Here is a 13,111-nt window from a genome sequence, read left to right as displayed (position 1 = left end):
TCCGGGTGCTGTTGCTTCAGGCGGCCAGTTTCAGGATCTTGACGACGTCGCCGGGCTCGCGGATCGGCTGCGGGTTGGTCCGCGTGAAGATCGACAGCATGGCGTTCCGGCCGATCAGCTCGAAGCGGTCTTCGCCGACGCCGACATCGGCAAGCCGCCGCGGCAGGCCGAGCTCCGCGATGAAGCCGGCGAACGCCTCGCTCGCGTCACGGCCGGGCGCACCGAGTGCGGCGGCGATCGATTGCTGGGCGGTTTCCGTCGCGGGACGGTTGTAGCGCAGCACGCTCGGCATCATCACCGCCGTGCAGAAATAATGCGGCACGTCGCAGGTTCCGCCGAGCACATGGCCGATCGCGTGACTTGCGCCCATCGGCACCCGCGACTGCAGTCCGAAGGCCGACAGCCACGAGCCGAGCTGGCAGTTCAGCCGCGCCGCCTCGTCGTCGGGATTGGCCTTGGTGCGCAGCAGGCCATCATGCAGATAGCGCAGTCCCTGCTGGCACACCGCATCGACCAGCACGTTGGGGCGGCTGGAGCAGATCGCCTCGATGCCGTGGTCCATCGCCCGCGTGCCGGAGCCGAGCCAGAGCTTCTCCGGCGTGTATTTGGTAATCGCGGGATCGAGGATGATGCTGCGCGGCATCATCATCGGGTGATTGAAGATCTGCTTCAGCTTGCGGCTGGTGTCGGTGACCAGCGCACCGGAATTGTACTCGCCGCCCGAGAGCGTGCTGGGGATCGCGATCATCCGGACTTTTGGCGTGCGGAACGGTCCGAACCGGCGGTCCGGCGTGGTTTCGAAACCGTCGAGCCCGGCGGGTTCGAAGATCTCGTGCTCCATGCACATCAGCACAATCTTCGCCGCATCGACCACCGAGCCGCCGCCGATCGCGACCACGAGGTCCGCCTTGGCTTCGCTGGCCTGTCGCGCGATCTGGGTCACGATATCCCGCGTCGTGTGCTGCGGCACGCCGTCGAAAGTCGCGGCATGGCGATCGCCGAGCGCTTTGCGGATCTTCTCGATCTCGTCGGTCGTGCTGTTCAACGTTCGGCTGGCGATCAGGTAGACGCGCTTGGCGCCCAGCCGCTCGGCCTCCTCGCGCAGCGCTTCGGCCGCCGGCTTACCGTAGATCACGGATTCCATGGTCGGGTACTGATGGCTGCCGATGACGCGCATGCTTTCGCTCCCTCGCTGTGTCCGTGAGTTCCGCTGCCGATCAGGCCGACAGCTTGGTGAAATCAGGCTGGCGCCGTTCGGCGAAGGCGGCAAAGGCCTCGCGCGCTTCCGGTGTCGTCAGCCGCTGCTTGAACAACACGCCCTCCTCGGCGATCTGCGCCGCGATCCGCTGCTGCTCGCGCATCAGCTGCTTGGTCATGCTGAGCGAACCGGCCGGCCGCTTGGTCAGCGCGACCGCCGCGTCATGCGCCTTCTTGCGCAGATCGGCCTGCGGCACGACGGCATTGGCGAGGCCGGATGCCAGCGCGCCCGCCGCGTCCATCGGCTCGCCGAGCGCGAACATCGCATAGGCACGCGCGTGCCCGATTCTTAAGGGCAGCAGCCAGCTCGACGCCGCCTCCGGTACCAGGGCCAGATTGACGAAGGGCGTGATCAGCCGCGCAGTCTCGGCGAGATAGACCAGGTCGCAGTGCAGCAGCATGGTGGTGCCAACGCCGACCGCATTGCCCTGCACGGCCGCGACCAGCGGCTTTCCGACCTTGCTGATGGTCTCGATGAAGCGATGCGCGGGGCTATCGACCGCACTTTCGCCGCGTGCCTGGCTCGCGAAATCGGCGAGGTCGTTGCCCGCGGTGAAGCTGTCGCCATCGCCCTGGAACAGGATCACGCGGACGGATGGATCTGCCTCGGCCTGCTTCAGCGCGTTCGACATCGCGTCATACATGGCGCCGGTCAGGGCGTTCTTCTTCTCGGGCCGCTGCAAGGTCAGCGTCATGACGCCGGCGGCGACTTCCACTTTGACATGCTCTGTCATGGCACGCTCCCGTCAGGCGACCGCGCGGGCCGCTGTGGTTTCGAACTTGCCGTCGAGGAAGCCGGTCAGCCGTTGCCGGATGATGGCTTCAGCCTCGGACATGATGCGGTCGATCAGCTCCTTGACCGTTGGGATGTCGTGGATCAGGCCGACCACCATGCCGCAGCTCCAGGCACCGGCATCCATCTCGCCGTCGATCATCACCTTCGGATAGACGCCGGCGACCTGCTCGTGGATGTCCTCGATCTTCAGCTTGCCGCCCTTCTCGCGCTCGATCTCGAGCAGCTCGTCGACGCCCTTGTTCTTCAGCACCCGCTCGGTGTTGCGCAGCGCCCGCATCACAAGCCGCGTGTCGAGCTCGTCGGCATCGAGCAGCGCCTGCTTCACATTGGCATGGACCGGCGCTTCCTTGGTCGCGATGAAGCGCGTGCCCATGTTCATGCCGGCAGCGCCCATCGACAGCGCCGCGACGAGGCTGCGCGCATCCGCCATGCCGCCCGAGGCGACGAACGGGATTGTCAGCTCGTCCGCCGCACGCGGCAGCAGGATCATGTTGGGGATGTCGTCCTCGCCGGGATGGCCGCCGCACTCGAAGCCGTCGACACTGACCGCATCGCAGCCGATCTTCTCGGCCTTCAGCGAATGCCGCACCGAGGTGCATTTGTGGATCACCTTGATGCCGGCCGCCTTCAGCGCCGGCATGTACTGCTCCGGGCTGCGGCCCGCGGTCTCCACCGCCTTGACGCCGCCCTCGCGGATAGCAGCGATATATTCGGGATAGGGCGGCGCGGTGAAGCTCGGCAGGAAGGTGAGGTTCACGCCGATCGGCTTGTCGGTCATGTCGCGGCAGCGCGAGATCTCCTTCGCCAGCAGCTCCGGCGTCCGCTGGGTCAGGCCGGTGATGATGCCGAGGCCGCCGGCATTGGACACCGCGGCCGCCATCTCGGCGAAGCCGACATAATGCATACCGCCCTGGATGATCGGATGCTGGATACCAAACAGTTCAGTGATTGCTGTCTTCACAAGTCTCTCCCGCGTTTCCGATCAGTGGACGATTTCGAGCAGGCCCGCTGCGCCCATGCCGCCGCCGATGCACATGGTCACCACGCCGTATTTCGCCCTGCGCCGCCGGCCCTCGATCAGGAGGTGGCCGGTGAGCCGCGCCCCGGTCATGCCATAGGGATGGCCGATCGCGATCGAACCGCCATTGACGTTGAGCTTGTCCGGATCGATGCCGAGCTTGTCGCGGCAATAGATCACCTGCACCGCGTAGGCCTCGTTGAGCTCCCAGAGATCGATGTCGTCGATCTTTAGGTTATGCCGCTTCAGCAGCCGCGGGATCGCCGCGACCGGACCAACGCCCATCTCGTCCGGCTCGACGCCGGCGGCGACAAAGCCACGGAAGATGCCGAGCGGCTTCAGCCCCTTCTGCGCGGCGATCTTGTCGCTCATGATCACGCAGGCCGAAGCGCCGTCCGAAAGCTGGCTGGCATTGCCGGCGCTGATGGTCTTGCCCTCGAACACCGGCTTGATCTTGGCGAGGCCATCCGCCGTGGTATCCGGCCGCGGGCCCTCATCCTTCGTTAGCGTCACCTGCTGGAAGCTGACTTCCTTGGTGTCCTTGTTGACCACGGCCATCTTGGTCGTGAACGGCACGATCTCGTCGTTGAAGCGGCCGCCTTGCAATGCGGCGCCGACGCGGCGCTGGCACTCGAGGCTGTACTCGTCCTGCTTGTCGCGGCCGATCCCGTAGCGCTCGGCGACGACTTCGGCCGTCTCCAGCATCGACATGTACATCTCGGGCTTCATCGCCATCAGCTCATCGTCGACGGCGTGGAACCGGTTCATGTGCTCGTTCTGCACCAGGCTGATCGACTCGATGCCGCCGCCGATCGCGATCTCGACGCCGTCGAGCATGACCGAGCGGGCTGCGACCGCGATCGCCTGCAGGCCGGAGGCGCATTGCCGGTCGATGGTGGTGCCGGCAACCGTGACCGGAAGGCCGGCGCGGATCGCGCCCTTGCGCGCGACATTCATCACCATGGTGCCCTGCTGCATGGCACAGCCCATCACCACGTCCTCGACCTCGTCGGGCGCAATGCCGGCGCGCTTGACGGCTTCGGCCATCACGTGGCCGGCCAGGGTCGGACCGTCGGTATTGTTGAGCGCGCCGCGATAGGCCTTGCCGACGCCGGTGCGCGCGGTGGAAACGATGACTGCATCCTGTGACATGCTTGCCTCTCTGGCTTATGCGACCGCATCGAGCTGCGCGAAGCGCAGCACGTGATAGGCGGGATCGCCGAACTGGATGTTGATGGAGGAAATCCGCTTGAAGTAGTGGCCGACATTGAGCTCGTCGGTCATACCCATGCCGCCGTGCAGCTGCACCGCCTGGTCGGCCACGAACTTGCCGGCATAGCCGATCTTGGACTTGGCGCCCGAAACCAGCCGGGAGATGCCGGCCTCATCGTCGCTGAGGCTGAGGCTGAGATGCTGCATCAGGGACAGCGCCTCCTGATGCGCGATGAACATGTCGACCATCCGGTGCTGCAGCACCTGGAAGCTGCCGATCGTGACGCCGAACTGCTTGCGCGTCTTGGAGTAGTCGAGTGTCGCGTCGTTCAGTTCGCCGATCGCGCCGACCGCCTCGGCACAGAGCGCGCCGATCGCGCGGTTGCGGCAGGCTTCCAGCGCGGCGACGCCCTCGCCTTCCCCACCAAGCAGTTCGCCGCGTACGCCGCGCAGACTGATCTCGGCAGCCCTCCGGCCATCGATCGTCCTGAAGCTTTGCAGGTCGAGATTCGCGGCGCGGCGATCGACCACGAACAGGCTGACGCCGCCGCGATCGTGACGATGGCCCGAGGTGCGGGCGGAGACGATCAGGTGATCCGCCCAGGGCGCCGCCATCACCGCCGTCTTCTCACCGGTAAGGACATAGTCGTTGCCCTCCCGTCGGGCCGCGGTAGTGACCGTGGCAAGATCGAAGCGCGAGCCCCTCTCGGTCCACGCTAATGCCCAAAGCTTGGTCCCCGCGATGATGTCGGCGATATAAGCTTGCTGCTGCGCGTCGGAACCCGCCTGCTCGAGCAGGCCGCCGGCAACGACAACCGTCTCGACGAACGGCTCGACCACGAGACGGCGGCCGAACTCCTGCATGATGATCATGGTCGACAGCGGTCCGCCGCCGAGCCCGCCGGCGGCTTCCGAAAATGGCGCGGCGAGCAGGCCGAGCTCGGCGAACTCGGCCCAATGCTTGCGGCTGAAGCCGTCCTCGCTGGCGACGATCTTGCGGCGCGCATCGAAATCGTACCGGTCGCGCAGCAGCCGCTGCACGCTGGACCGCAACAATTCCTGCTCTTCCGTGAACTGGATATCCATCCGATCCTCTCGTGTCGCTGCTGCTAGAGCGCGATGCGATGCGCTCCAACGCCTTTGAGCATCATGCTCTAGAGACCAAGCACCGCCTTGGCGATGATGTTGCGCTGGATCTCGTTCGATCCGCCGTAGATCGAGAGCTTGCGCGAATTGAGGTATTTCTCCGATGCCGTGCGTCCGTAGTCCGGCCCCGGCATGAAGCGGTTGGCGCTGACCGGATGCTCGCGGATCGCAAGGCCGTCATTGCCCATCGCCCGATGGGTCAGCTCGGTGATATTCTGAAAGATCTCGGTGCCGCGGATCTTGAACAGCGAGGCCGCCGGCCCCGGATCGATGCCGCGCGCCATCTGGGCGACGACCCGAAGCTCGGTCGCCTCCAGCGCCAGCACATCGAGCTCGACGCGGGCGATGTCCCTGATGAATTCAAGATGCGCCGGATCGTCTTCCGGGATCTCGGCCTTCACGATCTTCTTCAGCCGCGCGATGTAGCGCGTCGAGCGGCCGATGCCAGCCATGCTGGTGCGCTCATTGCCGAGCAGGAATTTGGCGTAGGTCCAGCCCTTGTTCTCCTCGCCGATCAGATTTTCGGCGGGAACACGGACGTTCTCCAGGAAGACGTCGTTGACCTCGTGCGAGCCGTCGATGGTGATGATCGGGCGGACCGTCACACCCGGCGACTTCATGTCGATCAACAGGAACGAGATGCCGGATTGCGGCTTGGCGGCCGGATCGGTACGGACCAGGCAAAAGATCCAGTCGGCATGCTGCGCCAGCGTGGTCCAGGTCTTGTGCCCGTTGACGATGTAGTGGTCGCCGTCGCGCACCGCCTTGGTGCGGACGGTGGCGAGATCGGAGCCGGAGCCGGGCTCCGAATAGCCCTGGCACCACCAATCCTCGCCGGACAGGATGCGCGGCAAGAACTTCGCCTTCTGCGCCGCGTTGCCGAAGGTGTAGATGACCGGGCCGACCATGGTGACGCTGAACGCCAGCGGCGGCATGGTGCCGGCGCGCGTCGTCTCCTGCTCGAAGATGAAGCGGCGGGTGATCGACCAGCCCGGTCCGCCATACTCTTTGGGCCAGAGCGGGGCGATCCAGCCCTTCTCGTGCAGGATGCGATGCCACAGCAGCATCTGCTCCTTGGAGAGATCGGTCTCCGGATTGGGGACGCGCATCTCCGCCGGATAATTGTCCTTGATGAAGGCGCGGACTTCGTCGCGAAACGCCGCGTCTTCAGGAGATAGCGCGAGCTCCATCTGCCGTGCTCCCTACCACTTCTCGCCGAAGGGGCGGATTTCCAGCTCGAAGGTCCAGGCGCTTTTCGGCTGCTGGTAGAGCTGCCAGTAGGACGTGGCGACCGAAGCGGGTGGCATCAACAGATCGGGATCGTCGAGCGCGTTCGGGCCGAGCGCCTCGATGCGGCGCTGCCGCACCCATTCGGTGTCGACGCCGGAATCGATGATCAGATGCGCGACGTGAATGTTCTTGGGCCCCAGCTCGCGTGCCATCGCCTGCGCCACGGCGCGCAGGCCGAACTTGGCACTGGCAAACGCAGCATAACCGCTGCCGCCGCGCAACGACGCGGTGGCGCCGGTGAAGAAGATGTTGCCCTCGCCGCGCGCCGTCATCAGCCGCGCCGCCTCGCGTCCGGCCAGGAAGCCGGAGTAGCAGGCCATCTCCCAGACCTTGCGGAACACGCGCTCGGTGGTCTCCAGGATCGGAAAATTGACGTTGGCGCCGATGTTGAAGATGCAGACTTCCAGCGGCGCATGCTTGTCGGCATCGTTGAGGAACGAGATGATCTCCTCTTCCTTGCGCGCATCGAGCGAGCGGGCGTGGATTTCGCCGCCGGCGGCCTCGATCTCCTTGACCAGCGGCGCGAGCTTGTCGCCGTTGCGACGGCCGGCGAAGACGGTGAAGCCCTCGGAAGCGAACTTCTTGGCGATCTCGCCGCCGATAAAATCACCGGCACCAATGACGGCCACCGTCTTGTTTCTCTTCTGCATGGTGTACTCCGGTTGTGTTTGAGTGAACTGGCTTGCGGCGTCGGCTCAGCCTCAGCTGCGCAGCGACTCCGCCAGCTTGTGCTTCAGCAGCTTGCCCGTCGATGTCGCGGGCAGCGCATCCATCAGGATAATCTCCGACGGGCGCTTGTACGAGGTCAGTTGCGGGGCAATATGGGCCATCAGGTCCTGCACGGTGGCGGTCGAACCCTTGATCAACTGCACAAAGGCAATGACCTCCTCATTGCCCTCGACCGGCCGGCCGACCACGGCGCACTGCACCACGGCGTCGTGCGTGCTCAGCACCGCCTCGATCTCGGCCGGATAAACGTTGAACCCGGAGCGGATGATCATCTCCTTGGTGCGCCCGACGATGTAGAGGACGTCATTCTCGAAGCGGGCGAGGTCGCCGGTGTTGAACCAGCCGTCGGGATCGATCGCCTTGGCGGTCAGATCGGGCGCGCGGTAATAGCCGCGCATCACGTTCGGGCCACGCACATGCAGCTCGCCGACTTCGCCCGGTGCAACCGGCTTGAGGTCGCGACCGACCAACTTTGCCTCCAGACCCGGCATCACGGTGCCGACCGCGTGGTCGGCTCGCGGGTTATCGGGCCGGACACCGGAGATGCCGGGCGAGCATTCGGTGATGCCGTAGCCATTGAGCAGCGGCAGCCCGAGCTCCTGCTCGACCCGGGATTTAAGCTCGAGGTCGAGCGGCGCACCGGCCACCGAGATCACGCGCAACCGGCCGCGATCGAGCTTCGGCAGGCCCGCATTGCGCCGGTATTCGAGCAGGCGCTGATAGGTGGCGGGCACGCCGTTCAGGATCGTGATGCCCTCGTCGGCCATCGCCTTGACCAGCGCGGCCGGATCGTATTTGGCGACCAGCCGCACGGTGGCGCCGACCATCAGGGTCATGGTCAGCAGCGAGATGCCGACGATATGCGAGATCGGCAGCACGCAGTATTGCACGTCATCGGCCGCCATCTTGCGGAAGCCCGCGGTGCCGCGGGCGCTGAACAGCAGATTGCGATGGGTCAGCATCACGCCCTTCGGCGTACCCGTGGTGCCGGATGTGTAGATCAGGACCGCAACCTGGTTGGCGCCGTCGGCCTCGACCGGCTCGGCAGTGGTCGCCAGATTCAGGCCGGTGACGGCAACGCCACGGAGCGGGCCGACATCCTGCACGGCAGCCTCATAGCGTGCAGCATGGGCGGCTGCCTCCTGCGAGACGTCAGCGGTCAGCAACACACGGCGGGCGCCGCTGTGATCCCTGATCTGATCCAGCTCACGTGGCGACAGCCGCGGATTGACCACGATTGACCAGACATCGAGCCGGCTCGCCGCCAGCAGCAGGCAGGCCAGCGGAATTGAATTCTCGCTCACGATCATCATGCGGTCGCCGGCGCGGATGCCCAGCGCCTGCAATGCCTCGGCGACACGACCGACCGTTCGATCGAGCTCGCGATAGGTCAGCCGCCCCTTGTCGTCGACCAGCGCCGGATGATCCGGCGTCGCGGCGACGTGGTGATCGATCACCTCGTGGATGCGGTTCGGCAAGCCTTCCACACTTCCTTCGATAATCCGGATCGGCGCCTGCACTGAAACCTCCCTGTCGCTGCCCTTCGGGCTTGTTGTGTTGAGGAATTTTCCGCTCAGGCGGTCTTGCGTTGCCCGGCTGCGAGCTGCGCGACGATCTCTTCCTCGACCTCCCGCACCTTGTCCTTGCCGAAGAAGATCTCGTTGCCGACATAGAACGTTGGTGATCCGAACGAGCCGCGAGCGACCGCGTCGCTGGTGTTGTCGATCAGCTTCTTCTTGACGTCATCCTGCTGGGCGCGGGCGATCAGACGGTCGATGTCGATCCCCGAGGACAGGAATGCCTCGCGGAACACCTGCGGGTCATCCATCTTCTTGGGCTCGACCCACATGTGGTTGTAGGCCGCGCGAAAATAAGCCTCGAACACACCTTCGAACTGTGCGGCCACCGCGCCGCGCATCAAGGCCAGCGTGTTCACCGGGAAGAACGGGTTCATGGTGAACTTCGTGACGTTGTGGCGGCGCAGGAAACGCTCGGTCTCGAGCGCGTTGTATTCGGGCTTGTTCTTGATCCCGCGCAGCGACTCGCCGGGCGACATATTGCCGGTCGCCTTGTAGACGCCGCCGAGCAGCACCGGAATGTAGTCGAACTTGACGCCGGTGCGCTTCTCGATCCCGGGCAGCGCGAGTTCGGCCAGATAGGCGTTGGGGCTTCCGAAATCGAAATGGAATTCGACCTTGAGCGGAGCAGCCATGGAACGCCCTTCCTTTCGATGGGCGGCCATCGCCTGTTGCCGCCGGTTGATTGTGGCCGGGACCATAAGTTCTATTTTAGAACTGTCAATATGATATTTGTCATCCAATGGCTGAGCGGCAGCCGTTGCGTAGGCATCCTATTGAAATGACGTCAGTTCTGTTTTAGAATTTTATGTGCGATGCCGTCGCAGATCGCAGGAGACGCCGATGAAATGGGATACCCTCGAGGAGGAGCCGTGCTCGCTGGCCCGCACGGTCGCTGTGATCGGCGACCGCTGGAGCCTGTTGATCCTGCGCGAATGCTTCCTGCGCATCCGCCGGTTCGATGACTTCCAGGCATCGCTCGGAATCACCCGGCATCTGCTCGCCGACCGGCTGAAGAAGCTGGTGCGGTTCGGCGTGCTGCGCAAGATCCCTTATCAGGAGGCGCCGAAGCGCTACGAATACATCCTGACGCAGAAGGGCCTCGACCTCTATCCGATCATCATGTCGATCGTGCACTGGGGCAACATCCACATGGTCGATGCGCGCGGCCGGCCGTTGCTGCACGAACACAAAACCTGCGGGAAGATGTTCGATCCTGTCATGGTCTGCTCGGAATGCGGCGAGCCGCTGAGCGCGAAGGCGGTCCATGTGCATCCGGGCCCCGGTGCCCGGAAATCGTCGCCGGTGCACGCCAGCGCGCGGGAGCGGGCCAAGCGCGCCGCTGAATCGACCTAGATATCAGCTCGCTTCAGTGCGACGGCGCAGCCATCAGTGCGACATTGCCGCCGAGCAAACAGCCGACAGCGCGGCCGCCGGCAAAGCCGATGCGGACGCGGATCTCCGACAGACGCCCCATCGCCCTGCCCTGCAGGATTCGGATCTCGTCGTCGTTCGGCGCGACCAGACCGCTATCGAGCAACCCGAATGCCAGCGCCGCGGCGGCGATGCCGGTTGCGGCATCCTCGCGATAACCGGACGAGCGCGGGAATTGGCGCGCCTCGAACAGACGCGCCTCCCGGTCGATCACCGCGAAGGGATAAAGCCCGGTCGAACCGATCCGGCCGCAGGCCGCCTCAACGGCATCAGTCGCGGGATCAAGCGCATTCAGCGCCTCCGGCGAGCGCATCGGGATCAGGGTCTTGATCCGCGATGTGACTGCATTGCACGGCGGCGTCGTGCCGATCGCATCCGGCCCGACCGCGAGCGCGCGGAGCACGTCATCGCGTTGCGCATCGGTGAGCGGAACGGTCTTCCCGGCCGGCTGGGTGATCTCGACGTTCGGCTCGCCGTTGCGATCCCGGCTGATGAAGCCGGTGACGGGGCCGCTGCGCGTCGAGATCCGGACCGTATCGCTCGGCAGCTTGCCATGGCGCGCCAGCAGCCAGAGCGCGCCGATGGTGGCGTGGCCGCACATCTCCATTTCGTGGTTCGGAACGAAGAAGCGGAACGTGGCGTCGAAATCGTCGCTCTGCGCCGGCAACACGAAGCCGGACTCGTGACCGTGGCGGCGCGCGACATCCTGCATCTCGGACGCGCTCATGCCGCCTGCATCGACCACGATCGGACAGGGATTGCCGCCCTGCCCATCCACCGTGAACACGCTGACCATCTCGGCTGTCGTCATGATGTCGTCCGCTCGTCTTGCGTTGCTATTTGACCAGCATCGCGCCGGTTTCCGGATGCTGCAACCAGCCGAGCAGCGCCGCGTGGAAGCGCGCCGGCGCCTGGATCTGCGGCGAATGGCCGAGGTCGGGGAATTCGATCAGCTGCGCATGCGGGATCCGGTTGGCGGCCTCCTTACCGAGCACCGGATAATTGCCGAGGGTCTTGCGGATCTCCGGCGGCGCGGTGTCCTTGCCGATCGCGGTGGTGTCCTTGTCACCGACAAACAGCAAGGTCGGCGGCTTGATCTGCTCGAATTCGTAGAACACCGGCTGGGTCGCGATCATGTCGTAGAGCCGCGCCGAGCTCGACGCCACGGCGGCGCGGCCCTCCCCGCGATACATGCCGGCCAGCATCTGCACCCAGGTCTCGTAGGACGGATCCCAGGTGTCGGCATAGTAAGTGGCGCGTTCATAGGCGCGGATGCTGTCGGCGGTGACGCGGGTCTCGCGCTGCATCCAGCCGTCGAGGCTGAGCCACGGCACGCCCTTGGCCTTCCAGTCCTCGAGCCCGATCGGATCGACCAGCACCAGGTGATCGGTGGCCTCCGGATACATCAGCGCGTAGCGCATCGCGAGCATGCCGCCGGTCGAATGGCCGACCATGATCGCGTGTTCGATCCCGAGCGAAGCCAGCAGCGCACGGCTGTTGCCGGCGAGCTGCTGGAAGGTAAACTGATAGCGTTCCGGCTTACTGGATTTGCAGAAACCGATCTGGTCCATCGCGATCACGCGATAGCCAGCACTGCTGAGCGCCTTGATGGTGCCGTCCCAGGTGGCGGCGCAGAAGTTCTTGCCGTGCAGCAGCACCGCGGTCTGCCCGTTCGGTGTCGCCGGCTTGACGTCGAGATAGGCCATGTCGAGCTCCTGCCCCTGCGAGCTGAAGCGATAATGCTCGACCGGATAAGGATAGTCGAAACCCTGCAATTCCGGTCCATAGGCCGGCTCGGCGGCCGATTGCGCCCATGCGCCGGACGAACCGAGCGCGACGGTCGCAGCGACGGCAAGGTGAAACAGGGTTTTCAGGTGCATCTCGGCAAAATCCAGAACTCAGGGACGACGTCGTGATGCCGTAGCCGAACGGTCGGGCGCCATCCAGCGCCCAGCGATGATTTGTTCGTGATCCGGTGGTGAAACTACGCCGGATCGAACGCCCGGATCGGCGGCAGATTGCCGTTGAACCGCTCGACCTCGACGGTCGTGAGCTGGCCGGTGCAGCCCTGCGCGAAGGATGACGTGCCGATGTCACGGGTCAGCACGTTCGGATTGCCGTGCACGCAGAGCGGCGCCTCCTCCTCGGGGTCCATCGGATCGTACCAGGCGCCGGTCGGCAGCTGGACCACGCCGGGCGCGATGCCGTCGGTGACATGCACCGCGGCGAGACAGGCGCCGCGCGCGTTGAAAATGCGGATGATGTCACCCTCAGTGATGCCGCGTGCCTTGGCGTCGCGCGGGTTCATGCGCGCGACCTCGCGGCCGCGATGCTTGGCATCCAGTGAGTGGCCGCCGAAGTCGAGCTGGCTGTGCAGGCGCGTCACCGGCTGGTTGGCGACGAGGAAGCACGGCGTGTCCGGCTTTGGCGTATCGGTCTTCTCGAGCCAGACCGGATGGCCGGGACAATCGGCATCGCCGTGATCGGCGATCTTTTGCGAGAAGATCTCGATGCGGCCGCTTCGTGTCGGCAACGGCCGCGCGATCGGGTCCTCGCGAAAACGGCGCAGCGAGCCGCCGTCGTCGAGATGTTGCGGCACGACCAGGCTGCCGCGCGCCCAGAATTCCTCGAAATCAGGTGCCTCGAGCCCGC

Annotated in this window: 13 protein-coding genes; 1 reads left to right on the top strand and 12 read right to left on the bottom strand. The window is 65.2% G+C overall.

Annotated elements, in window-relative coordinates:
- Window positions 1-16 precede the first annotated feature (16 nt).
- The 9 genes from BraRD5C2_RS37765 to BraRD5C2_RS37725 all read right to left on the bottom strand — a co-directional run bounded on the left by BraRD5C2_RS37765 (window position 17) and on the right by BraRD5C2_RS37725 (window position 9,660).
- Window positions 17-1,177 carry an iron-containing alcohol dehydrogenase gene (locus BraRD5C2_RS37765; RefSeq protein ID WP_223977274.1) on the bottom strand — a complete coding sequence of 387 codons (1,161 nt, stop codon included), beginning with the start codon at window positions 1,175-1,177 and terminating at the stop codon, window positions 17-19.
- Between the two features lie 40 nt (window positions 1,178-1,217).
- A complete protein-coding gene (locus BraRD5C2_RS37760; RefSeq protein ID WP_223977271.1) occupies window positions 1,218-1,991 on the bottom strand; it encodes an enoyl-CoA hydratase-related protein in 774 nt (257 codons plus the stop codon).
- A 12-nt stretch (window positions 1,992-2,003) separates the two neighbouring features.
- Entirely contained in the window at window positions 2,004-3,014 is a 1,011-nt protein-coding gene (locus BraRD5C2_RS37755; RefSeq protein ID WP_223977268.1) for an NAD(P)H-dependent flavin oxidoreductase, read from the bottom strand.
- Between the two features lie 21 nt (window positions 3,015-3,035).
- A complete protein-coding gene (locus BraRD5C2_RS37750) occupies window positions 3,036-4,223 on the bottom strand; it encodes an acetyl-CoA C-acyltransferase (RefSeq protein WP_223977266.1) in 1,188 nt (395 codons plus the stop codon).
- 15 nt (window positions 4,224-4,238) lie between these two features.
- The gene (locus BraRD5C2_RS37745) at window positions 4,239-5,369 is read right to left on the bottom strand and encodes an acyl-CoA dehydrogenase family protein (RefSeq protein WP_223977264.1); all 1,131 of its coding nucleotides are present in this window, start codon (window positions 5,367-5,369) and stop codon (window positions 4,239-4,241) included.
- A 68-nt stretch (window positions 5,370-5,437) separates the two neighbouring features.
- Window positions 5,438-6,619 (bottom strand): acyl-CoA dehydrogenase family protein, encoded by a 1,182-nt coding sequence (locus BraRD5C2_RS37740; protein WP_223977262.1) that lies wholly within the window; start codon window positions 6,617-6,619, stop codon window positions 5,438-5,440.
- 12 nt (window positions 6,620-6,631) lie between these two features.
- Window positions 6,632-7,369: an SDR family oxidoreductase gene (locus tag BraRD5C2_RS37735; RefSeq protein ID WP_029080407.1), complete on the bottom strand. Its 738-nt coding sequence runs from the start codon at window positions 7,367-7,369 to the stop codon at window positions 6,632-6,634.
- A 51-nt stretch (window positions 7,370-7,420) separates the two neighbouring features.
- The gene (locus tag BraRD5C2_RS37730) at window positions 7,421-8,968 is read right to left on the bottom strand and encodes a class I adenylate-forming enzyme family protein (RefSeq protein WP_223977260.1); all 1,548 of its coding nucleotides are present in this window, start codon (window positions 8,966-8,968) and stop codon (window positions 7,421-7,423) included.
- A 53-nt stretch (window positions 8,969-9,021) separates the two neighbouring features.
- A complete protein-coding gene (locus tag BraRD5C2_RS37725; protein WP_223977258.1) occupies window positions 9,022-9,660 on the bottom strand; it encodes a 2-hydroxychromene-2-carboxylate isomerase in 639 nt (212 codons plus the stop codon).
- A gap of 208 nt (window positions 9,661-9,868) precedes the next feature.
- Here BraRD5C2_RS37725 and BraRD5C2_RS37720 point away from each other — a divergent pair, with 208 nt between their 5' ends.
- Entirely contained in the window at window positions 9,869-10,381 is a 513-nt protein-coding gene (locus tag BraRD5C2_RS37720; protein ID WP_092126007.1) for a winged helix-turn-helix transcriptional regulator, read from the top strand.
- Between the two features lie 13 nt (window positions 10,382-10,394).
- On the opposite strand, the gene BraRD5C2_RS37715 is transcribed toward BraRD5C2_RS37720, so the two are convergent.
- From BraRD5C2_RS37715 to BraRD5C2_RS37705, 3 genes are all read right to left on the bottom strand, one after another.
- Window positions 10,395-11,270: a PhzF family phenazine biosynthesis protein gene (locus tag BraRD5C2_RS37715; protein WP_223977256.1), complete on the bottom strand. Its 876-nt coding sequence runs from the start codon at window positions 11,268-11,270 to the stop codon at window positions 10,395-10,397.
- 25 nt (window positions 11,271-11,295) lie between these two features.
- The gene (locus BraRD5C2_RS37710; protein WP_223977254.1) at window positions 11,296-12,339 is read right to left on the bottom strand and encodes an alpha/beta fold hydrolase; all 1,044 of its coding nucleotides are present in this window, start codon (window positions 12,337-12,339) and stop codon (window positions 11,296-11,298) included.
- Window positions 12,340-12,443: 104 nt separating this feature from the next.
- Window positions 12,444-13,111 (bottom strand): molybdopterin dinucleotide binding domain-containing protein (locus BraRD5C2_RS37705; RefSeq protein ID WP_275945295.1); only part of this gene is annotated, 668 nt, incomplete at its 5' end.

Origin of the sequence: Bradyrhizobium sp. RD5-C2 (assembly GCF_019972155.1) — a bacterium.
In the GTDB taxonomy this organism is placed as follows: Bacteria; Pseudomonadota; Alphaproteobacteria; order Rhizobiales; family Xanthobacteraceae; genus Bradyrhizobium.
Note: the sequence above shows the minus strand (reverse complement) of the source record. Positions and strands in the feature narration are given on the sequence as shown.